This is a genomic window from Brevundimonas sp. R86498, from assembly GCF_044598075.1.
Lineage (GTDB): Bacteria > Pseudomonadota > Alphaproteobacteria > Caulobacterales > Caulobacteraceae > Brevundimonas.
On the sequence record NZ_CP139004.1, the window covers coordinates 2,264,360 to 2,285,944 of the forward strand.

At 68.4% G+C, this 21,585-nt stretch carries 18 protein-coding genes; 6 read left to right on the top strand and 12 right to left on the bottom strand.

Annotated elements, in window-relative coordinates; genetic code table 11:
* Positions 1-54 precede the first annotated feature (54 nt).
* Entirely contained in the window at positions 55-1,251 is a 1,197-nt protein-coding gene (locus tag SJY26_RS11095; RefSeq protein ID WP_396593097.1) for a serine hydrolase domain-containing protein, read from the top strand.
* A 345-nt stretch (positions 1,252-1,596) separates the two neighbouring features.
* Positions 1,597-3,129, top strand: a complete 1,533-nt coding sequence (locus tag SJY26_RS11100; protein WP_396593098.1) for a class I SAM-dependent methyltransferase — start codon at positions 1,597-1,599, stop codon at positions 3,127-3,129.
* Positions 3,130-3,141: 12 nt separating this feature from the next.
* Here the strand turns inward: SJY26_RS11100 and SJY26_RS11105 are convergent, their stop codons facing one another.
* Both SJY26_RS11105 and abc-f read right to left on the bottom strand, forming a co-directional pair.
* Complete coding sequence (locus tag SJY26_RS11105; RefSeq protein ID WP_396593099.1) at positions 3,142-3,393, bottom strand: DUF2164 domain-containing protein; 252 nt, start codon at positions 3,391-3,393, stop codon at positions 3,142-3,144.
* Positions 3,393-5,276, bottom strand: a complete 1,884-nt coding sequence (gene abc-f / locus SJY26_RS11110) for a ribosomal protection-like ABC-F family protein (RefSeq protein WP_396593100.1) — start codon at positions 5,274-5,276, stop codon at positions 3,393-3,395. The genes SJY26_RS11105 and abc-f overlap by 1 nt, the downstream gene beginning before the upstream one ends.
* A 150-nt stretch (positions 5,277-5,426) precedes the next feature.
* Here abc-f and ndk point away from each other — a divergent pair, with 150 nt between their 5' ends.
* On the top strand, positions 5,427-5,846 hold the full coding sequence (ndk, locus tag SJY26_RS11115; RefSeq protein ID WP_396593101.1) for a nucleoside-diphosphate kinase: 420 nt from the start codon (positions 5,427-5,429) through the stop codon (positions 5,844-5,846).
* 114 nt (positions 5,847-5,960) lie between these two features.
* A complete protein-coding gene (locus SJY26_RS11120) occupies positions 5,961-6,587 on the top strand; it encodes a YoaK family protein (RefSeq protein WP_396593102.1) in 627 nt (208 codons plus the stop codon).
* A 71-nt stretch (positions 6,588-6,658) separates the two neighbouring features.
* On the opposite strand, the gene SJY26_RS11125 is transcribed toward SJY26_RS11120, so the two are convergent.
* From SJY26_RS11125 to purM, 4 genes are all read right to left on the bottom strand, one after another.
* A complete protein-coding gene (locus SJY26_RS11125) occupies positions 6,659-8,716 on the bottom strand; it encodes a M13 family metallopeptidase (RefSeq protein WP_396593103.1) in 2,058 nt (685 codons plus the stop codon).
* A 73-nt stretch (positions 8,717-8,789) separates the two neighbouring features.
* Complete coding sequence (purN, locus tag SJY26_RS11130) at positions 8,790-9,395, bottom strand: phosphoribosylglycinamide formyltransferase (protein WP_396595746.1); 606 nt, start codon at positions 9,393-9,395, stop codon at positions 8,790-8,792.
* Entirely contained in the window at positions 9,389-10,768 is a 1,380-nt protein-coding gene (locus SJY26_RS11135) for a M28 family peptidase (protein WP_396593104.1), read from the bottom strand. Before SJY26_RS11135 ends, purN begins: the two co-directional genes overlap by 7 nt.
* Positions 10,769-10,995: 227 nt before the next feature.
* The gene (purM, locus tag SJY26_RS11140; protein WP_396593105.1) at positions 10,996-12,027 is read right to left on the bottom strand and encodes a phosphoribosylformylglycinamidine cyclo-ligase; all 1,032 of its coding nucleotides are present in this window, start codon (positions 12,025-12,027) and stop codon (positions 10,996-10,998) included.
* 80 nt (positions 12,028-12,107) lie between these two features.
* On the opposite strand from purM, the gene rnd reads away from it, so the two are divergent.
* Positions 12,108-13,274, top strand: a complete 1,167-nt coding sequence (gene rnd / locus SJY26_RS11145; RefSeq protein ID WP_396593106.1) for a ribonuclease D — start codon at positions 12,108-12,110, stop codon at positions 13,272-13,274.
* Between the two features lie 3 nt (positions 13,275-13,277).
* Here the strand turns inward: rnd and SJY26_RS11150 are convergent, their stop codons facing one another.
* The 4 genes from SJY26_RS11150 to SJY26_RS11165 form a co-directional block, all read right to left on the bottom strand.
* Entirely contained in the window at positions 13,278-13,640 is a 363-nt protein-coding gene (locus SJY26_RS11150) for a VOC family protein (RefSeq protein ID WP_396593107.1), read from the bottom strand.
* Positions 13,641-13,683: 43 nt separating this feature from the next.
* Entirely contained in the window at positions 13,684-15,105 is a 1,422-nt protein-coding gene (locus tag SJY26_RS11155) for a Ppx/GppA family phosphatase (protein ID WP_396595747.1), read from the bottom strand.
* 62 nt (positions 15,106-15,167) lie between these two features.
* Entirely contained in the window at positions 15,168-17,384 is a 2,217-nt protein-coding gene (locus SJY26_RS11160) for an RNA degradosome polyphosphate kinase (protein ID WP_396593108.1), read from the bottom strand.
* A gap of 23 nt (positions 17,385-17,407) precedes the next feature.
* On the bottom strand, positions 17,408-18,106 hold the full coding sequence (locus tag SJY26_RS11165) for a chromosomal replication initiator DnaA (protein ID WP_396593109.1): 699 nt from the start codon (positions 18,104-18,106) through the stop codon (positions 17,408-17,410).
* Between the two features lie 186 nt (positions 18,107-18,292).
* On the opposite strand from SJY26_RS11165, the gene aspS reads away from it, so the two are divergent.
* Positions 18,293-20,068, top strand: coding sequence for an aspartate--tRNA ligase (gene aspS, locus SJY26_RS11170; RefSeq protein WP_396593110.1), 1,776 nt, complete (start codon positions 18,293-18,295; stop codon positions 20,066-20,068).
* Positions 20,069-20,086: 18 nt separating this feature from the next.
* Here the strand turns inward: aspS and SJY26_RS11175 are convergent, their stop codons facing one another.
* Entirely contained in the window at positions 20,087-21,007 is a 921-nt protein-coding gene (locus tag SJY26_RS11175; protein WP_396593111.1) for a pentapeptide repeat-containing protein, read from the bottom strand.
* Positions 21,008-21,081: 74 nt separating this feature from the next.
* The gene (locus SJY26_RS11180; protein WP_396593112.1) at positions 21,082-21,567 is read right to left on the bottom strand and encodes a pentapeptide repeat-containing protein; all 486 of its coding nucleotides are present in this window, start codon (positions 21,565-21,567) and stop codon (positions 21,082-21,084) included.
* Between the last annotated feature and the right edge of the window lie 18 nt (positions 21,568-21,585).

A 21,585-nucleotide genomic window follows, 5' to 3' on the forward strand; every position in this document is an offset into this window, starting at 1 on the left:
TCTGAGGCGACGCCTTTGCGTCCGTGGTCACCCCTGCGGAAAACGGAGGCTCCATTGAAGAGATATCCCACCCTCGCGGTTTGCGCCGCGCTCCTCACACTGACGGCGGGAGCTCCCGGATCCGCCGAGGCGGCCCAGGCGCTGCCGACGCCAGAGGTCGTCGATCTGACGGTCCGCCGGGCGATGCAGGCAACCGAAGCCCGGGGGCTGGCCGTGGCGATCATCGAGGACGGTAAGGTCGTCCAGGTCGCGAGCTACGGTGATCGCAATGCTGCCGGGGATCCGCTGCGCACCGACACCATCATGTATGGCGCTTCCCTGACCAAGGTGGTCTTCGCCTATATGGTCATGCAGATGGTGGACGAGGGCCTGGTCGATCTGGACCGCCCGGTCGCCGACGTGCTCGCCCGTCCCCTTCCGGACTATACGGCGCCGGAGGTCGAGGACCGCTATGCGCGCTGGAGCGATCTGGCGGGCGACGCCCGATGGCGGACCCTGACGCCGCGCATGCTGCTGACCCATTCATCCGGCTTCGCCAATTTCGGGTTCCTCGAACCGGACGGAAAGCTTCGCTTCCATTTCGATCCGGGCAGTCGATACGGCTATTCCGGCGATGGCATCATCCTGCTGCAATTCATGCTGGAAGAGGGCCTTGGCCTGGATATCGGACACGAGATGCAGCGACGCGTCTTTGACCCTCTGGGCATGACCCGCACCAGCATGATGTGGCGCGAGGATTTCACCGGCAATCTGGCCGATGGGTGGGACGTGGAGGGCCGCCCCGAACCCCATGACGAGCGAAGCATGCCACGGGCTGCCGGCTCAATGGACACGACCATCGAAGACTTTGCCCGTTTCGCTGCGGCGTTTGTCGCGGGCCAGGGTCTAAGTCTCGAATCGCGGCGCGCAATGGCCCAGCCGCATCTCGCGATCACGACAGCCTCGCAATTTCCTACGCTTCAACCCGAACTGCCGCTTTCCCAGCGGCGGAGCGACTTCGCGGCCGGCCTGGGCTTGCTTGTCTTTCAAGGCCCCCAGGGACCAGCCTTCATGCGAGGCGGCCACAATGATGTGACCGGCAACGCCTGGCTCTGCGTGGAAGCCCGGCAGCGTTGTGTCGTCCTTCTGTCCAACGATGTGCGGGCCGAGGCAGCGTTCCCCGGCCTGGCGGCGCGGATCCTCGGCGAGACCGGCGCGCCATGGGCATGGGGGCTGGGCGAGATGGTGTTCTGGAGACCTGACGATGAATGAACGGTCCCCTGAGCGCGGCACGCCGCCTTGGGATCGCGAGGGTCTTCGGCACCTTCGGGTCAGCGGGGAACATTGGCCGGCCGCCGGACACTCTTCCGGGTGACCCCCACAGTCTTGACTTGCTGACCGGAGCAGACCTTCCGGATGGCGGCTCAGAGTTACTCTCGGACATAGGAACTCCGCACTGGGAACGGCTGCTGTGGGCCGGCAACGGTCCTGGGCTTCCGGTCGAAAAGAGGACACGCGTCGCCCCGCCTGCGGGTGACCACCGGACAGGCTCCGGTTCGACCGACCGGATGAACCGGAGGCTTGTTCCCTCCCGCTCATCCGGGCAAGGGCATGCGGATGAGCGTGACCGAAAGCCCGTATTCAGAGCTGGAGTACACCGCCGGCTACTACCATGAGCTCGGCCCGGCGCATCTGGCCTTCTGCGCCCTCGTGGCCGGAGTCGATCGGCCCGTGCCGGCCCGGCCGGTCTATCTTGAGCTCGGCATGGGGCAGGGCGTGTCGCTGGCGGCGCATGCGGCGGCCCATGACGGGGACTTCTGGGGCGTCGACCTGAATCCCGCCCACGTCGCCAACGCCCGCGCCCTGGCCGGGGCCGTCGCTACGCCCCTGACCCTGGTCGAGGCGTCCTTCGCCGATTTCGCCGCCCGGGCCGATCTGCCGCTGTTCGACGTCATCACCCTGCATGGCGTCTGGAGCTGGGTGTCGGACGCCAGCCGGCGGTCGATCGTGGAGATCCTGCGTGACCGGCTGGCTCCGGGCGGTGTGGTCTATGTCAGCTACAACTGCCAGCCGGGCTGGGCCTCGCGCGGCCCGGTGCGCCATCTGATGAAGCTGGGCCATGGGGCGAGCGCCCCGGGGGATGCCGAAGCCCGGGTCCGGTCTGCCCTGGCCTTCGCCGAGGAGGTCGCCGCCGCCGACGGACGCTTCTTTGCCGACAACCGGCCGGCGGCCAGCCATCTGGCCTCCCTGCGCAAGACCACGCCGCAGTATCTGGGCCACGAGTATCTGAACGCCGACTGGCACATTCCGTACTTCTCCGATGTGGCGGAGGCGATGGCCGGGGCGGACCTGACGTTTGAGGTGTCCGCCCGCCTGCTGGACAGGGTCAACGCCCTCCAGCTGAAGCCGGCCGGTGTGGCGCTGATGGATCGCGAGACCGATCCGGTCGTGCGCGAGTTGATCCGCGACTTTCTGGTCAATCAGCAGTTCCGCCCGGACGTCTTCGCGCGGCCGGCGCCACGGCTGTCGGACGCCGAGCGGGCGGCGCGGTTCGAGGCCCAGACCTTTGTCCTGATCTGCGGCCTGGACGAGATCGATTTCCAGCTGACCGGGGCCCAGGGCGAAATGGTCCTGCCCGAGGCGACCTACCGTCCGATCGCCCTGGCCCTTGCGGCGGAGGGATTCGCCTCCAAAAGCGGGGCCGAGGTGATGGCTGCGCCCGGCGTGTCATCGCTCCGGCGCGGCGATGTGATCGCGGCCCTGATCACTCTGGTGGGGATGGGCGTCGTGAGACCGGCCCAGGCCTTTTCGGCCGAGGCGCGGCATCGGTGTGACGCCTACAACCAGCTGGTGCTCGACCGGGCTGTGACCGGACCGCATCTGATGCATCTGGCGTCCCCCGTGACGGGCGGGGGCGTTCTGACGCCCCGGTCGGCCCAGCTGTTCCTGGGTGCCTGGAACAGCGGCGATCGCTCGACCAAGGCTCTCGCCCGATCGGTCTGGGCGGTCTTGCGGACGACCCGGGAGCGCGGTGTCCGGGCGGGGGAGACCCTGATGTCGGAAGACGACAATCTGGATGCGCTCGGTGCCATGGCCCGGCGGTTTCTGGATCAGACTGTGCCGCTGTTTCGCGCCCTGGCGATCGTCTGAACCCGCGGGTCCTCAGCGCGACGGCGGCTTGCGCTCGAGGGCATAGACGGCCTCGCCCATCTCCTCCGCCTTCGCCGCGATCAGGGCCTGGGCGTCGTAGAGGGCGCGGTTGTAGATCGCGTGGCCGAGGTCGCGGGCCATGAAGTCCAGCAGCATGCCGGCCTGAAGATCGCTGATCTCGACGTCGAGAACCGCCTGCAGGAAGGCCCTGAGGCGCGGGATCAGGTCGGCCTGGTCCGCCTTCGAGAACGCGCCCGGCGTCATCACGCCACCTCGGCCAAGGCTTCCTCGGCGGCCATCCAGGCGGCTTCGGCGGTGTCGAGGTCGGACTGGGTCCTGGCCCGGGCGCGGGTCAGGCCCTCCAGTGCTTTCGGGTTTGAAACCGCGGCGTTGGCGAGGTCGTCGTCGATGCGGGCGACCTCGGCCGTCAGGGCGGCGACCCGCTCCTCGGCCTTCTTGACGGTGTGGCGCAGGGTGGACGGGGAGGGGCCGCCCTTCTGCTTCTGCTGCGGCTTGGCGGCGGGGGCAGAGGCGACTGCGGCCTCTTCCTTCTTGACCTGGCTCGGCTTCACGGCGTCCCGCTTGGCGCGGTCGAGGACGAATTTCGCATAGTCGTCCATGTCGCCGTCGAACGGCTTTACCGTGCCGTCGGCGGCCAGCCACAGGCGGTCGGCGACCATCTCCATCAGCGAGCGGTCGTGGGTGATCAGGATGACGGCGCCGCTGTAGTCGTTCAGGGCGTCCAGCAGGGCGCGGCGGCTGTCGATATCGAGGTGGTTGGTCGGTTCGTCCAGGATCAGGACGTGGGGCGCGTCCATGGCCACCATGTTCAGCAGCAGCCGCGCCCGCTCGCCGCCGGACAGGCTGGCGACGGTGGTCTCCTGTTTCTCGTAGTTCAGGCCGAACTGGGCCAGTTTCGAGCGGCGGGCGCTTTCAGGGGCGTCCGGCATGGCGCGGCGGATGATCTCCAGCGGCGTGTCGGTCGGGTCCATGGCCTCGATCTGGTGCTGGTGGAACCAGCCCACCCGCATCTTGCGGTCGCGGTGCAGCTCGCCGTCCGAGACGTTCAGCGCCCCCGCGATCATCTTGGCGAAGGTCGACTTGCCGGCGCCGTTGACGCCCAGCAGGCCGATGCGGTCGTCGAGATCCATCCGCAGGTTCAGGTTCTTCAGGATCGGGCGGCCGGTCTCATAGCCGACATTGGCGCGCTCCAGCCGGATCAGGGGCGGGGCGAGGGGCCTGGGCGGCGAGGGCAGGGTGAAGGGGGCGACGCGTTCCTCGATCGTGGTCGAGACCGGCTGCATCTTGGCCAGCCGCTTCATGCGGCTCTGGGCCTGGGCGGCCTTGGAGGCCTTGGCCTTGAACCGGTCGACGAAGGCCTGGAGGTGGGCGCGTTCGGCGTCCTGCTTGGCCTTGGCCGACAGCTGCAGCCGGGCCTTCTCGGCACGGGCCTGTTCGAACTGGTCGTAGTTGCCGGTGTAGATCTCGAGCTTGCGGTTCGCGAGGTGCAGGATGTGGGTGCAGACCTCGTTCAGCATCTCGCGATCGTGGGAGATGATCAGGGCGGTCGCGGGGTATTTCTTCAGCCGGGCCTCCAGCCACAGCGCGCCTTCCAGATCAAGATAGTTGGTCGGTTCGTCCAGCAGCAGCATGTCGGGCTGGGCGAACAGGGCGGCGGCGAGGGCCACGCGCATGCGCCAGCCGCCGGAGAACTCCGACATTGGCCGCTGCTGGTTCTCATGGTCGAAGCCGAGGCCGGCGAGGATTTCGGCGGCGCGCGAGGGGGCTCCGTCGGCGTCGATCTCGATCAGCCGGGTCCAGATCTCGCCCATCTCCTCGGGCTCGGCGGTTTCCAGCCGGGCCAGCAGGTCGTGGCGTTCGGTGTCGGCCTCGAGGATGGTCTCGATCACGCTGACCGGGGTGGCCGGGTGTTCCTGATCGACCGATCCGATGCGGGCGGTCTTGGGCAGGCTGACCTCGTCGCCATTGCCGGCCAGTTCGCCGAGAATGATCTTGAACAGGGTCGACTTGCCGATACCGTTGCGCCCGACCAGCCCGACCTTGGAGCCCGGCGGCAGGCTGACCGAGGCGTCGTCCAGAAACTGGCGACCCCAGGCATTGAACGTCAGGTTGGTGATCTGGAGCATGGTCGAGCGACTGTCCGAAAGGCAGATTGGAAGCCCCTCGAGCCGCAAGCGGCCGCATGGGGAGCGATGGGAGCCAACATCATGTTGGAAACCGGGGAGGGCGCGTCTATAAGCCCGCGACCTTCAAACTCCCAAACAAGAAGTCTCTCCATGACCGAACGTACCTTCTCGATCATCAAGCCCGACGCCACGCGCCGCAACCTGACCGGCGCGATCAACGCCGTGATCGAGGCCGCGGGCCTGCGCATCGTGGCCCAGCGCCGCGTGCACCTGACCGAAGATCAGGCCAAGAAATTCTATGAAGTGCACGCCGAGCGGCCCTTCTACGGCGAACTGGTCGGCCAGATGACGGCCGAGCCGGTCGTGGTTCAGGTGCTGGAGGCCGACAATGCCGTGGCCAAGTATCGCGAAGTCATGGGCGCGACCAACCCCAAGGACGCCGCCGACGGCACCATCCGCAAACAGTTCGCCCTGTCGATCGGCGAGAACTCGGTCCACGGTTCGGACTCGGTCGAGAACGCCGGCATCGAGATCGCCCAGTTCTTCACGGCCGACCAGATCGTCGGCTGATCGCCGGTACACAATCTGAAGACGGCAACGGCCGGGTCCATGGTGACCCGGCCGTTTTCGTGTCAGCCTGGGGCTGAGGGGGCCTTCACCGTGCGGGACTACGGACATCGAGGCGTGCTGCTGGCCGCGACCCTGTCGGCGCTGGCGGGCTATGTCGACGCCGTGGGGTTCATGACGCTGGGCGGCTTCTTCGTCTCCTTCATGAGCGGCAACTCGACCCGGCTGGGGGTCGGTCTGGCCACCGGACGGTGGGACGAGGCAGCCGGGGCTGCCGGGCTGATCGTCCTGTTCGTGGTCGGCGTGGTGATCGGGGGCACGGTCGCGCGCCGGGCCGGTGAGGAGCGGCGATCCCATGTGCTGGCGGCCGAGGCCCTGTTGCTGCTGATCGCCGCGACCCTGTGCACCCTCGGCCAGCCGGTGGCCGGGATGGTGGCGGTGGTGCTGGCCATGGGGGTCGAGAACGCCGTGTTCCAGAAGCAGGGCGATGTCGGGGTGGGCCTGACCTATATGACCGGCACCCTGGTGCGGATGGGCCAGAGGATCGCCACGGCCCTGCACGGCGGGGCCCGCTGGGACTGGGTGCCGTTTCTGGTGCTGTGGCTGGGGCTGTCCGCCGGCGGCGCGCTGGGGGCCGCCAGTTTTCTGAAGTTTGGCGTGCTGGCGCTGTGGCCGGCCTTTGCGCTCGTCGCCGGACTGGCGGGGCTGGTGGCCGTTGCGGAGGCGAGGGCGGCCCGGCGCTGAGGGCTTGCGAGGCAAAAACGAAAGCGGCCCCGGCGATCGCTCGCCGGGGCCGTTCCTTTTTGCGGGGGTGCCTACCAGATCCGGGCGCGGGCGTCCGGGGCCAGATACTGTTCGTCACCGGGCTCGACGCCGAAGGCGGTGTACCAGGCGTCGATGTTGCGCGGCGGGACCGCGGTCCGGTACTGGGCCGGCGCGTGCGGGTCGACCGTGACCTGCTGGCGCAGGGCCTCATCGCGCGAGTTGTTGCGCCAGACCTGGGCCCAGCCGAGGAAGACCCGCTGGTCGCCGGTCAGGCCGTTCAGGACCGGCGCGGGCTGGCCGTTCAGCGACATGCGATAGGCGTCCAGCGCCAGCAGCAGGCCCCCGAGATCGGCGATGTTCTCGCCCATGGTCAGGTCGCCGTTGACGTTGGCCCCCTCGACCGGGCTCAGGGCCGAATACTGGGCCCCCAGAACGGCGGCGCGCTCGGTGAAGCGGGCGGCGTCCTCGGCCGTCCACCAGTCGCGCAGAACGCCGTCGCCGTCGGTCTTGCGGCCCTGGTCGTCGAAGCCGTGGGTGATCTCGTGGCCGATGACGGCACCGATGCCGCCGTAGTTGACCGCCGGATCGGCGCGCGGATCGAAGAACGGGGCCTGCAGGATGGCGGCCGGGAAGACGATCTCGTTGCGCGGCGGGTTGTAGTAGGCGTTCACCGTCTGGGGCGTCATGCCCCACTCCAGCGGGTTCACCGGCTTGTCCAGCTTGGCCAGGTTGAAAGCCCATTCGAAGGCGGCCGAGCGCTCGACATTGCCGTAGAGATCGCCGGGGACCAGCTCCAGGCCCTCATAGCTGCGCCATTCGTCCGGATAGCCGATCTTCACGCCGAAGTTGCCCATCTTGTAGAGCGCCTGCGCCTTGGTCGCGTCGCTCATCCAGTCGAGGTTCTGGATCCGGGCCGTCATGGCGGCGCGCAGATTGGCGACGAGGGCCTCCATCTGGGCCTTGGACTCGGCCGGGAAGTGGCGCGCGACATATTCCTTGCCGAGCGACTCGCCCAGCGAACCGTCGACCAGCTGGACGCCACGCTTCCAGCGCGGGCGGTTCTCCTGCTGGCCGCCCAGCGTCTTGCCATAGAAGTCGAAGCGGGCGTCGACGAAGGGCTGGGACAGATAGGGCGCGGCCTGGTCGATGACGTGGAAGGCTTCCCACGCCTGCAGGGTCGTGACCGGCGTTTCGGCAAAGATGCGGGCCATACCCGGGAAGGCGGTGTTGTTGGCGGCGATCAGGGTCCGGTCCGTGCCGAGGCCGGTCGCCGTGGCCCATGCCGCCCAGTCGAAGCCGGGGGCGGAGGTCGAGAGCGCGGCGACGGTCGTCGGGTTGTAGATCTTGTCGATCTGGCGGTTCTCGACCTGGGTCCAGTGTTCACCGGCGATCGCCGTTTCGAAGGCCAGGACGGCGTCGGCGGAGGCGGCCGGCTCGGCCCAGCCCGCGAGGGTCAGGGCCTGTTCGACATAGGTGCGGTAGGCCGCCTTCTGGGTCGCGAAGCTCTCCTCGAGATAGTAGTCGCGGTCGGGCATGCCGAGACCGCCCTGGACCACATAGGCGGAGACGCGGTCGGGCGTCTGCAGATCCTCGAAGGCCTGGACCCCGAACAGGCTGGATCCGAAGCCGGACTGGGTGCGGCCCATCAGGGCGGCCATCTTCGCGTGGGTGTCGGCTGCGCGGACTTCGTTGAGGTCGGACTGCAGTGGACCGGCCCCGAGGGCGTCGACTGCGGCCTGGTCCATGAAGCTGGCGTAGAAGGCACCGATGCGCCGGGCGTCGGGGGTCGAGGGGCTGGCCGCGCTCTCCTCGATCAGGGCGCGCAGATTGGCTTCCGACCGGTCGGCCAGAACATGGAACATGCCGTAGGACGACTTGTCGGCGGGGATCGGCGTGTTGGCGAGGTAGGTCCCGTTGGCATAGCGGTTGAAGTCGGCCCCCGGCCGGACCGTGGTGTCCATACCGTTCAGGTCGAAGCCGAAGACCCCGATCTCGGCCTGGTCCTCGGACGGGATCTCGACCGCCGCAGGGGCGGTCTGGGCGAGCGCCGGCGCGGCGAGCAGAAGCACGGCGCCTGCGGCGCAGGCCATGAGGCGAAGTCTGGTCATCGGGGAACCTCTTTCAAATTTCCGCGGCACACTGACCGGGGTTGGGGCGCTTGTCCCGGTCAAAGCGTCAGGATTACAAACTTGCAATGCGGGTCTGGCACAGGTCGGCGAGAACCTGCGGATAGAGGGTGTGTTCGGCGACGCGGACGCGTTCGGCGAGGGATGCGGGGCTGTCGCCCGGGACGATGGGAACCCGGGACTGGCCGAGGACCGGCCCCTCGTCGACCCCTTCGGTGACCAGATGGACGGTGCAGCCGGCCTCGGTGTCCCCCGCAGCGAGGGCGCGGGCGTGGGTGTCCAGACCCGGATATTTCGGCAGCAGGCTGGGGTGGATGTTCAGCATCCGCCCGGCCCAGCGGCGGACCAGCCACGGCGTGAGCAGGCGCATATAGCCGGCCAGCACCACGACCTCGACCGACCAGTCGTCCAGATGGCGCTGGATGGCGGCCTCATGGGCCTCACGGTCCTTGCCGAAGGGGCGGTGGTCGACGGCCGCGACGGGGACTCCGTGGGCGGCAGCGATCGCCAGACCGCCGGCGGCCGGGTCGTTCGAGATCACGCCCACGACCTCGAACGGGGCGTCGGCCGCTGAGGCGGCGTCGATCAGGGCGGCCATGTTGGAGCCGGCCCCGGAGATCAGGATGGCCACGCGCACGCGGCCGGACGCCGGGCTCACGATCCGGCGGGCCGGGGCGGATCGCCGACCGACACAAAGGCCCCGGCGGGACCGGGGAAGACGACGGGGCTCTCATAGCCGTCGTCCGACAGGGCCGAGACACCGAAGAAGTAGTCGTCGATCGGCACGCCCTGCAGGACAAGGCTGGTGGCCTGACCGGCGGCGCGGCTGTGGGTCCACTGCGGGGCGGTGGTCGAGCGCCACCAGACCCGGTAGCCGGCCGCGCCCGGCACGGCGGTCCAGCGCAGGGTGGTGTCGGCCTTGACCGCGCCCTCGATCGCCACCCCGGCCGGGACCATTGGCGCATTGGCGAGCGCCGCCATGGTGGCGATGTTCAGGCGCGCGACCTGGGCCAGATAGTCGAAGTCCACGCCCTCGAGTGTATCGCCGTATTCGACGCCGTTCTCGGTGCGCAGGTCCTGATGCTGGCGGTCGTAGTTCTCGGCCCCCTCGGAAATGCGGACGGCGGGGAAGCCGGCGCGCAGCATCTCGACCTGGTCGCCGCCGCGACCGAAGCGGTCGGTGCGGTAGATCATGTCGACGTCGAAATTGGTCAGATAGCGGTCGGCGATGCCGTCGACATAGCGGGCCAGATTGCGCGAGGAGCTGTCGACCTCGCCGCCGTTGTAGCGCCGGCGCTCGGCCTGGGCGGCCGTCTCGACCGTCTTGGTGCCTTCCGAGAAGACCCGGACGCGGGTGGTGTCGCGGATGCCGGACTGGCCTTGCGAGTTGCCGACGATGTCGTTGTTGAGATTGGCCTCGACGACCCAGCCCTGCGCCTTCGCGTAGTCGGCGAGGATCTTGCCGCCGAACAGGCCCTGTTCCTCGCCCGACAGGACGGCATAGACGAGGGTGGCGTCGAACCGGTGCTGCGACAGCACCCGGGCGGCCTCCAGCACGGCGGCGACGCCCGAGGCGTCGTCATTGGCCCCGGGCGCGTCGGCGGTGAAGTTCATCACATCGGTGACGCGGCTGTCGATGTGGCCGGAGATGACGATGACGCGGTTCGGATCGCCGGTGCCGCGCTGGATGGCGACGACATTGACCACCTCGGTCGGGGTGGGGATGCGCGGGCCGGTGACCGTCTCGGCCGGCAATGCGATCTCGAGGCAGTTGCCGCACGACTGGCTGATGGCGCGGAACTCGCGTTCGGTCCAGCGCCGGGCGGCCCCGATGCCGCGGGTCTCCGAGACCGTGTCCGACATGGTGTGGCGGGTGCCGAAGCCGACGAGGGCCGTGATGTCAGCGCGCAACCGGTCGGCCTCGACCTGGCTCACGACAGTGTGGAGCAGGGGCTGTTCGACCGCAGCCGGGGTCTGGGCAAGGGCCCCGCCGGGGAGGGCGGCAAGCAGGGCGGCGAGGGCGATCAGGCGCATGGGCGACTCCGGTTTGGACGGTACCTTACCCGGAGGGATGCAGGCCGACCAAGCCCTTCCCCCGCTTGCGGGGGAAAGCGGTCCGTCGATCGCGCAGCGATCCAGGACCGATGGGGGAGATTTCCTGCCAGCGATGAGGTGTCGCACATCCCCCATCGTCACGCGTGTCGCTGCGCTCCACGACGTGACACTTCCCCCATGAAGAATGGGGGAAGGGCTTCGCGTTCTTACACCAGTTGCCCGCAGACGAAGGCGGCTTCGCCGGCTTCGAGCAGGGCGGCGAGTACCGGTTCGGCGTTTTCGGGGCTGACGATCAGGATGAAGCCGATGCCGCAGTTGAAGGTGCGGCGCATCTCGTGGTCGCTGATGCCGCCGGTCTCGGCCAGCCACTGGAACACGTGGGGCATGGGCCAGGCGTCCCAATCGAACGATGCCGACAGGCCCTCGGCGATGCAGCGGGGCGGATTCTCGATCAGGCCGCCGCCGGTGATATGGGCCGCGCCCTTGATCAGGCCGGCCTTCATCAGGGGCAGGACCGGCTTCACATAGATTCGGGTCGGCTCCATCAGGGCCTGGGCCAGGGAGCGGTCGCGGGCGAAGGGGGCATCGTCGCCCCACGACAGGCCCGAACGCTCGACCACCTTGCGGATCAGGGAATAGCCGTTGGAGTGGGGACCGGAGGAGGCCAGGCCGATGATCAGGTCGCCGGCGAACTGGCGGTCCAGATACGGCAGGGCATGGCCGCGCTCGACCGCGCCCAGCGAGAAGCCGGCCAGATCATAGTCGCCGCCCGAGTACATGCCCGGCATTTCGGCCGTCTCGCCGCCCACGAGGGCACAGCCGGCCTGACGGCAGCCCTCGGCGATGCCCGAGACGACGCGGCGGGCGGCGTCGATCTCCAGCTTGCCGGTGGCATAGTAGTCGAGGAACAGCAGGGGCTCGGCCCCCTGGGCCAGCAGGTCGTTGACGCACATGGCGACCAGATCGACGCCGACGCCGTCATGACGGCCGGTCTCGATGGCGATCTTCAGCTTGGTGCCGACCCCGTCGGTGGTGGCCACGATCAGGGGATCGGTGAAGCCGGCTGCCTTGAGGTCGAACAGGGCCCCGAATCCCCCGAGCGAGGGCTCGGATCCCGGCCGTGCCGTGGACTTGGCCAGCGGCTTGATGTGGTCGACCAGCATCTCGCCGGCGTCGATGTCGACCCCCGCCTCGGCATAGGTCAGGCCGGTCGGCGCAGGGGTTTTGGTGTCGCTCATCGCTCACGGGCCTGAAATCGGTGCGGAAATATGGTCACGGCTCTTGCCACGACCGCGTTGCGGGGGGCTATAGCATTTCAATGACGCCGATCACCACCAATGACGCGCTGCTTCAGTTCTGCGCGGCCGTCGCCGAGTCCTCGAAAAGTCTGGGGGCCCCGTTCATCGCCGTGGACACCGAGTTCATGCGCGAGACCACCTACTGGCCCAAGCTGTGCCTGATCCAGGCCGCGACCGCGACCCATGAGGCCATCATCGATCCCCAGGCCGAGGGCCTGGATCTGGAGCCGTTCCTCGACATCCTGCGTGATCCGAAGATCGTGAAGGTTTTCCATGCCGCGCGGCAGGATACCGAGATCTTCGTCAAGCTGGGGGCCATGCCCCGGCCGATGTTCGACACCCAGATCGCCGCCATGGCGGCCGGGTTCGGCGATCAGGTCGCCTATGATTCGCTGGTCCGGCAGATGCTGCGCATCGATCTGGACAAGGGCAGCCGGTTCACCGACTGGTCGCGCCGGCCCCTGTCGGAGGCCCAGCTGACCTATGCCATCGGAGATGTGACCCATCTGGCGGCCCTGTATCCCAAACTGCGCGACCGGCTGGCCAGGGAAGGCCGGCTGGACTGGGTGACGCAGGAGATGGAGGATCTGGTCGATCCGGACCTCTATGACACCGACCCGGAAAAGGCCTGGAAGCGGCTGAAGCCCAAGAAGTACAACGCACGTTATCTGGCGGCCTTCAAGGCCACGGCGGTGTGGCGCGAGCGGGCGGCCCAGGAGCGCGACCAGCCGCGCGGGCGGATCCTGAAGGATGAGGCCATCGACGAGATCGCAACCCAGGTCCCGACGGATGTGGAGGCGTTCAACCGCCTGCGCTCCGTGCCCAAGGGGTTCGGCGGGTCGCGTCTGGGTCTGGAGCTGGCCGAGGAGCTGAAGCGGGTCATGGCCGATCCGGAAGCCCATGCTCCCAAGATGGACCGCCCGGCCCACAACCAGCCGGCCGCCCCCTCGGTGGTGGAGCTGCTGAAGGTGCTGCTGAAGGCCAAGAGCGACAACGCCGGCGTGGCCTCCAAGCTGATCGCCAATGTCGCCGACCTCGAGAAGATCGCCATTTCCGACGCGGCCGACGTGGATGCGCTGAAGGGCTGGCGGCGGCAGCTGTTCGGCGACGACGCCCTGAAGCTGAAGCGCGGCGAGATCGCCCTGGTGCTGAACGGAGCCCGGGTCGAGGTGGTCGAGATCGAATAGGGCTCAGGCGGCCGGCGGCTGCCACAGCTCGATCGGATTGCCCTCGGGGTCGTGGATGCGGGCGAAGCGGCCGACCTCGGGGCTGGCGTCCCATTCCGGTCTGGTGATGACCTCGATGCTGGCGGCGCGCAGGCTGGCCAGCAGGCCGTCGAGGTCGTCGACCCGCAGGTTCAGCATCCAGGCCTTGTCGGCGGCGAAATAGTCGCTGTCGGCCTTGAACGGCTGGAAGACGGTCGGTCCCGCCTGCTGATCCCACATGAAGGCTCCGGCCGGGGGCCCGACCCCGAGATGGGTGAGATACCAGGCCGCGAGGGCCTTCGGATCCTTCGACCTGAAAAAGAACCCGCCGATGCCGGTCACTGCCATGGTCGCCCCTCCCACTGAGTGGACGAGGCTGACACGCGGGGTCCTAGATTTCCAGCGTCAGCCCCAGGGCCTCGGCGAGGGCCTTGGCGCGGCGGCGGGTCTGTTCGCCCAGCAGGACGTCGGCATAGCCCTCGGACGCCGTGAGCCTGAGGGTCGACCCCTTGATGGTGAGGGCCGCATTGGCCAGCAGCTGGGGCGCGCGGCCGGAGAGGTCGCAGCCCAGACGCATGGCGAGGCCGAGGGCCCGGGCCCCGGCGCGGGCTGAGGTGCTCAGCAGCCGATCGGCCGCTGCGGGATCCGGGGTCGAGGGACCGCCGCCATAGCGGGCGTTCAGGGCGCAGGCCAGCCAGACCCGCTCGGGATGGCTCTGGCCGGGGATGGGGGCCCGCAGCACCTGATCGAAGACCAGCTCCAGTCGGTGATCGGGATGCAGCCGCGCGCCGAGGTCGGCCAGACGGCAGGCGGCGGCGGCCAGGATCGGGTCGCGTTCGGGCCCGAAGGCTTCGGGCAGGGCGGCGATGACGTCCCCCAACCAGGCGTTCAGGGCGGCCGGCAGGGCGGGGGAGATGCCCTGACGGGCCCCCAGCGCCGCACAGCCGGCGATGAGCGGGTCGACCGGGGCCTCGTCCTGATCGAGGATCTCGTAGAGCAGGCCCTCGCGCAGGCCCCAGGCCGAGAAGATGATGGTCTTCAGGCCCAGGGCGTCGATCAGGCCCTCCAGAACGAGCGCGGCATAGGGCAGGGTCTCGGCCCGGCGTTTCGAAACGCCCGGCAGGCGGTCCAGCGAGCTGCGGGACTGTTGCGCCACCAGCCGGGCGACGTCCCGCGCGTCGGCGGCGCTCATGGCGTACTGATGCACGATCCGCAGGGGATAGTCGGTCTTCTGCATGTGCAACTGGGCCAGCGAGCGCCAGCCTCCGCCGACGGCATGCAGTTCGGTGGCGGAAAAGCGGTCCCGCACGGATTTCAGGCGGTCGGCGATAACCGCCCGGATCCGCTCCGTATCGAAACCGGCCGGGTCGGCGAGGCTGAAGGGGCCCAGCGGCAGGGTGATGCCGGGCGTGATCGTGCCCTGACCGATCCGGATCAGTTCCAGGCTTGAGCCGCCCATATCGGCCGCGATGCCCGCGGCCCGGGGATCGCCGGCCAGCACGCCCAGCGCGGCATAGTGGGCCTCTTCCTCGCCGGTCAGGACCCGCACCCGAAGGCCGGTGAGGGCGGCGACCCGGTCGCAGAAGTCCGGTCCGTCCTCGGCCTCGCGCACCGCGGCGGTGGCGGCGACGAAGACGTAGGCGGGCTGGACCCCCTCCAGCACGGCGGCGAAGCGGCGCAGGGCGGTCAGGGCCAGCTCGACCCCCTTGGGCGAGAGCCGGCCGGTCGAGGGCATGTCCCGGCCCAGCCCGGCCAGAACCTTTTCGTTGAACACCGTCCAGATGGCGCGGCCTTCCAGCCGGTACAGCACCATCCGCACGGAGTTGGAGCCGATGTCGATGACGGCCGCTTCACGCGGGGGGGCGTAGACCTCGTTCACCCGGCCGGCCGATCGTAGCGCAGGCGGGCGGGGCGGGTCTTCACCTTGCGGCCGCGACCGGACAGGCTGGGGTTGGTCATGAAATACCGGTGCGCCGAGAAGGGCCGGGCCGGATCGGCCGGCACCAGGCGGGTATAGCCACCGTCAGGGCCCAGCGCCCAGCTCTGGGCGTCGTCTTTCAGATTGGCGACCATGATCTGGTCCAGCACCTGGTCATGGACCGTGGCGTTGGTGACCGGGGTCATGATCTCGACGCGGCGATCCAGGTTCCGGGTCATCCAGTCGGCGGAGGAGATGAAGACCTTCGCCTTGTCGTGAGGCAGGTCCCGGCCGTTGGCGAAACAGATGATGCGGCTGTGTTCGAGGAACCGGCCGACGATCGACTTGACCCGGATGTTCTCGGACAGGCCGGGAACGCCTGGCCGCAGGCAGCAGATGCCGCGTACGACCAGTTCGATCCGTACGCCCCACTGGCTGGCGCGGTACAGGGCGTCGATGATCTCGGGATCGACCAGGGCATTGAGCTTGACCCAGATGGCCGCCGGCTTGCCCTTGGCGGCCGCCGACATCTCCTTGCCGATCAGCTCGATCAGGGTCGACTTCATGTTCAGGGGCGAGACGACCAGGGCTTCCAGATCGGCCGGTTGGGCATAGCCCGTAATGTAGTTGAACACCCGCGAGGCATCGCGCGCCAGGACGGGGTCCGAGCTGAACAGGCTGAGGTCCGTGTAGATCCGTGCGGTGATGGGATGATAGTTGCCGGTGCCGAAATGGCAGTAGGTCTTGAGCCCGTCGCCCTCGCGGCGGACGACGACACTCATCTTGGCGTGGGTCTTGTACTCGACGAAGCCGAAGACGACGTGGACGCCGGCCCGCTCCATGGCCCGGGCCCAGCGCAGGTTGGCCTCCTCATCGAACCGGGCCTTGATCTCGACCAGGGCGACGACGTTCTTGCCGTTCTCGGCGGCCTCGATCAGCGCGGCGACGATCGGGCTGTCCTTGGAGGTGCGGTACAGGGTCTGTTTGATGGCGATGACGTTGGGGTCCCGCGCCGCCTGCCGCAGGAACTGCACCACCACATCGAAGCTCTCGAACGGGTGGTGGATTAGGATGTCCTTTTCGCGCACGGCGGCGAAGACGTCGCCGCCCTGGTCCCGGACGCGTTCGGGATAGCGGGGCTCGTAGCCGGGGAATTTGAGGTCCGGATGGCCGGAGGGGATCAGGTCGGACAGCTGGGCGAGACCCAGCATGCCGTCGATCACCACGACATCCTGCGGGGCTGCCTTCAGCTCGCCGACGATGAATTCGCGCAGATCCACAGGCATGGAGGCCTCGATCTTGACCCGGACGACGTCGCCGAGACGGCGCTGTTTCAGGGCCTCCTCGAACTCACGGACCAGATCCTCGGCCTCTTCCTCGATCTCGATGTCGGAATCGCGGATCAGGCGCAGCACGCCCTTTTCCAGCACCTCGTGGCCGGGAAACAGGTGCTCGATGAAGAGCAGCAGCACGGCCTCGAGGGTGACGAACCGTCGGCGGCCCTTCACCGACCGGCCATCGCCCGGCAGCTCCCAGAAGCGCCGCACCTGGGTCGGCACGGGCACAAGGGCGTAGAGGGTCCGGTTGTCGCGGTTGCGGCGCAGCTTCAGCGCCAGCGAAAAGCCGAGATTGGGCAGGAAGGGGAAGGGGTGGGCCGGGTCGATCGCCAGCGGCGTCAGCACGGCGAACAGCTGGCTGAGGAACTCCGGCTCCAGCCGCTCCTTGTCGGTCTTGGTGATCTTTTCGGGATGGACGACCTCGATGCCGGCCCCGACCAGTTCCTTGCGCAACTGACGCCACCGCTCCTGCTGCTCGGCCATCAGCTCGCCGGCGGCCAGATTGACCTTCTCCAGCTGTTCGGCGGGGGTCCGGCCGTCCGCTGACAGGACCCGCACCCGTTCGCGCACCTGACCCTTAAGCCCGGCCACCCGGGTCATGAAAAATTCGTCCAGGTTGTTGGCCGAGATCGACAGGAACCGGAGCCGCTCCAGCAGCGGATGGGCCGGGTTGGCGGCTTCCTCCAGAACCCGGGCATTGAAGGCCAGCCAGCTGATCTCGCGGTTGAAGAACCGGGTCGGCGAGGCCATCAGGGCCTCATCCACTGCCAGCTGGGGCGCGCGGGAGGAGGGGACGTCTTCCCCGGTCGTGGCATCGGCGATGGAGTCGGCGGGCATGGGCCGGTTGTGGGGCGGGTTTGTTACGGCTGCAACCCTGATCCGACGCCGTCCTCGAACAGGTCTTCGCTGGTGCCGAGGACCTGCCGCGCCAGGGCCCGGGTCACGGGCCGGTGCTCGGCGTCCAGCCGCTCGACCACTTCGGCGGCGGCGGCGGCGGAACGGTCGATGCGGCGGACCAGATAGTCGATGACCTCCTCGCCCGGGGCAATGCTGCGTTCGGCGAATCGCGCCCTGAGGATGGCGGACAGGACCGGATCGTCCGGGGCCTCCATCCCGACCACACGGACCGCGTCCAGCCGCGAACGCAGGTCCGGAACGTCCACCGACCAGCGGCGGGGTGACGGGCGCGACACCAGCAACAGGGCCCCGCCGTCCTGCTGGGCGAGGTTGATGAGGTGGAACAGGGTCTCGTCGTCGGCGTCCTGGGCGATGTCCAGCAGCACGGGCCGGCCTTCAAGTTCCAGCGGATCGGCGAGGGCGGCCTCGGCCCCGTTGAGGGGAATGGCCCCGACGCGCTCGGCCCAGATCGCCGCGAGATGGCTCTTGCCGCAACCCGCGGGCCCGCACAGGGCCATCACCGGACCGGCCGCCGGGTTCGGCCAGCCGGCGAGGGCGTCGACCGCCAGGGCGTTGGCCGGCGAGCGCACGAACGGGGCCACCCCGGCTTCCCGCACGAGGGGAAGCCGCATCTGATCGCGAAGGGACCGGGGTGCCGACATGATCCTCTCCTTAGCAGGTTTCCGCCGCGCGCCAATTCCGGGCGCTGTGGGTGGCGGGGACAGATCACTCTGGCTGGGGATGTGGTGCCGCCGGACAGGCCAAACCTTGACTTTCCGGGACGTTGATGCGCCCTACGCCGCTTCATTTCCCGCTGTTTCGCAGCCGTTTTCAGACGATTTTCGCCCATGCACGCCTATCGCTCCCACACCTGCGGTGCCCTCCGGTCGACGGACGCCGGATCGAACGTGCGCCTGTCCGGCTGGGTGCACCGCAAGCGCGACCACGGCGGCCTGCTGTTTATCGACCTGCGCGACCACTACGGCCTGACCCAGCTGGTGCTGCACCCCGAGACGCCCGGCTTCGCGGCCGTCGAGCGACTGCGGGCCGAGAGCGTGATCCGGGTGGACGGCGAGGTCGTGGCCCGCGAGGCCTCGGTCGTGAACGCCAGCCTGCCGACCGGCGAAATCGAGCTGCGGGTCACAGGCGTCGAGGTCCTGTCCGAGGCCGCCGAACTGCCCCTGCCGGTCTTCGGCGAGCCGGAATACCCTGAGGAAATCCGTCTCAAGCACCGCTACCTCGATCTGCGCCGCGAAACCCTGCACAGGAACATCGTGCTGCGCTCGAAGGTGATCTCCTCGATCCGCCAGCGCATGGTCGGTCAGGGATTCCTCGAATACCAGACCCCGATCCTGACGGCGTCCAGCCCCGAGGGTGCGCGCGACTTCCTGGTGCCCTCGCGCCTCCATCCGGGCAAATTCTATGCCCTGCCTCAGGCCCCGCAGCAGTTCAAACAGCTGCTGATGGTGTCGGGCTTCGACCGCTATTTCCAGATCGCCCCCTGTTTCCGGGACGAGGACCTGCGCGCCGACCGGTCGCTGGAATTCTACCAGCTGGACGTCGAGATGAGCTTCGTCACCCAGGAAGACGTGTTCGCGGCCATCGAGCCGGTCATGCACGGGGTGTTCGAGGAGTTCGCCGACGGCAAGCGGGTCGATCCCTATCCCTTCGTGCGGATTCCCTATCGGGAATCGATCGCCAAATACGGCTCGGACAAGCCCGATCTGCGCAACCCGATCGAGATGCAGGACGTCTCGGAGCATTTCCGCGATGGCGGGTTCGGCTTGTTCAACAAGATCCTCGGGGCCGATCCGAAGAATGCCGTCTGGGGCATCCCGGCACCCAAGGGCGGATCGCGCGCCTTCTGCGACCGGATGAACAGCTGGGCCCAGGGCGAAGGCCAGCCGGGTCTGGGCTATATCTTCTGGTCCGAGGACAACAATGCCTGGGGCGGGCCGATCGCCAAGAACCTCGGCGAGGCGACCGACGCCCTGATGGCGGCGCTGGGTATGGGCAAGGGCGACGCGGCCTTCTTCGCCGCCGGTGACCCGGCCGTGTTCCACAAGTTCGCCGGCTCGGCCCGCACCAAGCTGGGGCAGGACCTGAACCTGATCTCCGACGACGAGTTCCGCTTCTGCTGGATCGTCGACTTCCCGATGTTCGAGTGGTCGGAAGAAGAGAAGAAGGTTGACTTCAGCCACAACCCCTTCTCCATGCCGCAGGGCGAGATGGAGGCGCTGATGACCAAGGATCCGCTGGAGATCCTCGCCTATCAGTATGACATCGTCTGCAACGGCTATGAGCTGTGCTCGGGCGCGATCCGGAACCACAAGGCCGAGATCATGCTGAAGGCCTTCGAGATCGCCGGCTATGACGCCTCGGTGGTCGAGGAGCAGTTCGGCGGCATGCTGAACGCCTTCCGCTACGGCGCGCCGCCGCACGGCGGTCTGGCTCCTGGCATCGACCGGATTGTCATGCTGCTGGCCAACCAGGTCGCGATCCGCGAGGTCATCGCCTTCCCGCTGAACCAGCAGGGTCAGGACCTGCTGATGAGCGCCCCGGCCGAAGCGCAGGACCGGCAGTACAAGGAACTGCACATCCGCCCGAACCTGCCCCTGAAATAGGGGGCGGGCCCGCCGCGGTCAGCGCGGGTCGGCCTTGGCGAAGTCGCGACGGGGCGCGGGCGGTGCCGGCGGGGCCGGTGGTGCAGCCGGAGCGGGTGGCGCGACCCGTCCGCGCGATCCGACCGAGACGAGCCGCGAGCCGCAGTTGCGGGCCGTCAGGCCCCGGGGCAGCCGGGTGGAGGAATCGCCGCAGGCCTCCGACACTTGGGACTGGGTCAGGCCCCGGGCGCTGGACAGGTCGGCCCCGCGAATGTCGGTTCGGGTCATCGAGGCGTCGTTGAAACTGGTGGCGCGCAGGACGGCCCCGCCCAGACGCGCCCCGTCCAGCTCCGCATCATTGAACCTGGCACCGGTGAAGTCCCCGCCGGCCAGGTTGGCGGCGTTCATCTCCGCGCCGGCGAAGATCGTGCCGCGGGCGCTGATATTGGCCAGATTGGCTCCGAACAGCTCGGCCCCCGAGGCGTCGGCCCCGTCCAGAACCGCGCCATTCATATTGGCCCCCAGAAGCTCCGCCCCGGACAGGTTGGAGTTGCGCAGGTTGGCGCGGGTGAAGTTCGCGCCCTGGGCCTCGACGCCCCTCAGGTCTGCGTTGTTGAAATTCACGTCGGTGAAGTTCGACCCGAGAATCTCAGCGCCCTGCAGGTCCGCGTTGCTGAAGTCACTGCCGGAGAAGTTGGACCCGAGCAGTTCGGCACCCCGCAGCGTGGTCCCGACCAGGCTCGCGCCGATGAAGCTGGCCCCGGTGAAGGTCGCCCCGGCGAGGTTCCGCCCGGACAGTTCGCAGCGGTTGCAGGATCCGCCCAGCGAGACCATGCGGGCGACGTCACGATCCTGGCCGATGATCGACCCCTCGGCGGCGGCCGGCGTCGCAAGGGCGAGCGTTCCGGTCAGCAGCAGCAGGGCGGCAAGGCCGGGGTGAAGGCGACGGGCACGGAACACGGACTGTTTCACGCTTTCTAGATGGCCCTGTGGAGCGGCAAACCCTACTTAAATCGTCGTAAGGATGGAGACCCTCAGCAGGCCGGAATGCGCAGTCCGGAAGGCAGGGCCGTGTCGGGGTCGCCGCAGGCGGTGTCCAGCTGCCTCTGGGTCAGGCCCGATGCGCGGTTCAGGCGGGCCCCGGAAAAGTTCGTGCCCGTCAGGGTCGCGCCGGCAAAGCTCGATCCGTCCAGAAACGCGCCGACGAAACTGGCATGGGTCAGGTCGGCGCGGTTGAAGTTCGAGCTGGAGAAGACGCCGCCATAGGCCTCGACGTCGCGCAGGTCGGCGCTGGAAAAGCGGGTGCGGTTCATGACCGACAGGCTGAGATCGGCCTGACGCAGACGGGCACCGGACAGGTTCAGACCGCGCGATTCGAGCCCGGACAGGTCGGCCTGGAACAGGTTGCAGCCGGGGCAGCTGGCCCCGCCGCGCACGCGCGCGATCTGGCCGGGGTTCTGGGCGAGTGTCGGCGTCGCTGCGGTCAGGAAGGCGATGAGAAGCAGGCCGGAACGTTTCATGCCGTCAGGGTGGCAGCA

Excerpts from the sequence above, each read along its gene's own strand:
- SJY26_RS11100 (WP_396593098.1), top strand. The coding sequence starts at position 1,597 with ATGAGCGTGACCGAAAGCCCGTATTCAGAGCTGGAGTACACCGCCGGC.
- SJY26_RS11105 (WP_396593099.1), bottom strand. The coding sequence starts at position 3,393 with ATGACGCCGGGCGCGTTCTCGAAGGCGGACCAGGCCGACCTGATCCCG.
- abc-f (WP_396593100.1), bottom strand. The coding sequence starts at position 5,276 with ATGCTCCAGATCACCAACCTGACGTTCAATGCCTGGGGTCGCCAGTTT.
- ndk (WP_396593101.1), top strand. The coding sequence starts at position 5,427 with ATGACCGAACGTACCTTCTCGATCATCAAGCCCGACGCCACGCGCCGC.
- SJY26_RS11125 (WP_396593103.1), bottom strand. The coding sequence starts at position 8,716 with ATGACCAGACTTCGCCTCATGGCCTGCGCCGCAGGCGCCGTGCTTCTG.
- SJY26_RS11135 (WP_396593104.1), bottom strand. The coding sequence starts at position 10,768 with ATGCGCCTGATCGCCCTCGCCGCCCTGCTTGCCGCCCTCCCCGGCGGG.
- purM (WP_396593105.1), bottom strand. The coding sequence starts at position 12,027 with ATGAGCGACACCAAAACCCCTGCGCCGACCGGCCTGACCTATGCCGAG.
- rnd (WP_396593106.1), top strand. The coding sequence starts at position 12,108 with ATGACGCCGATCACCACCAATGACGCGCTGCTTCAGTTCTGCGCGGCC.
- SJY26_RS11150 (WP_396593107.1), bottom strand. The coding sequence starts at position 13,640 with ATGGCAGTGACCGGCATCGGCGGGTTCTTTTTCAGGTCGAAGGATCCG.
- SJY26_RS11155 (WP_396595747.1), bottom strand. The coding sequence starts at position 15,105 with ATGGTGCTGTACCGGCTGGAAGGCCGCGCCATCTGGACGGTGTTCAAC.
- SJY26_RS11160 (WP_396593108.1), bottom strand. The coding sequence starts at position 17,384 with ATGCCCGCCGACTCCATCGCCGATGCCACGACCGGGGAAGACGTCCCC.
- SJY26_RS11165 (WP_396593109.1), bottom strand. The coding sequence starts at position 18,106 with ATGTCGGCACCCCGGTCCCTTCGCGATCAGATGCGGCTTCCCCTCGTG.
- aspS (WP_396593110.1), top strand. The coding sequence starts at position 18,293 with ATGCACGCCTATCGCTCCCACACCTGCGGTGCCCTCCGGTCGACGGAC.
- SJY26_RS11180 (WP_396593112.1), bottom strand. The coding sequence starts at position 21,567 with ATGAAACGTTCCGGCCTGCTTCTCATCGCCTTCCTGACCGCAGCGACG.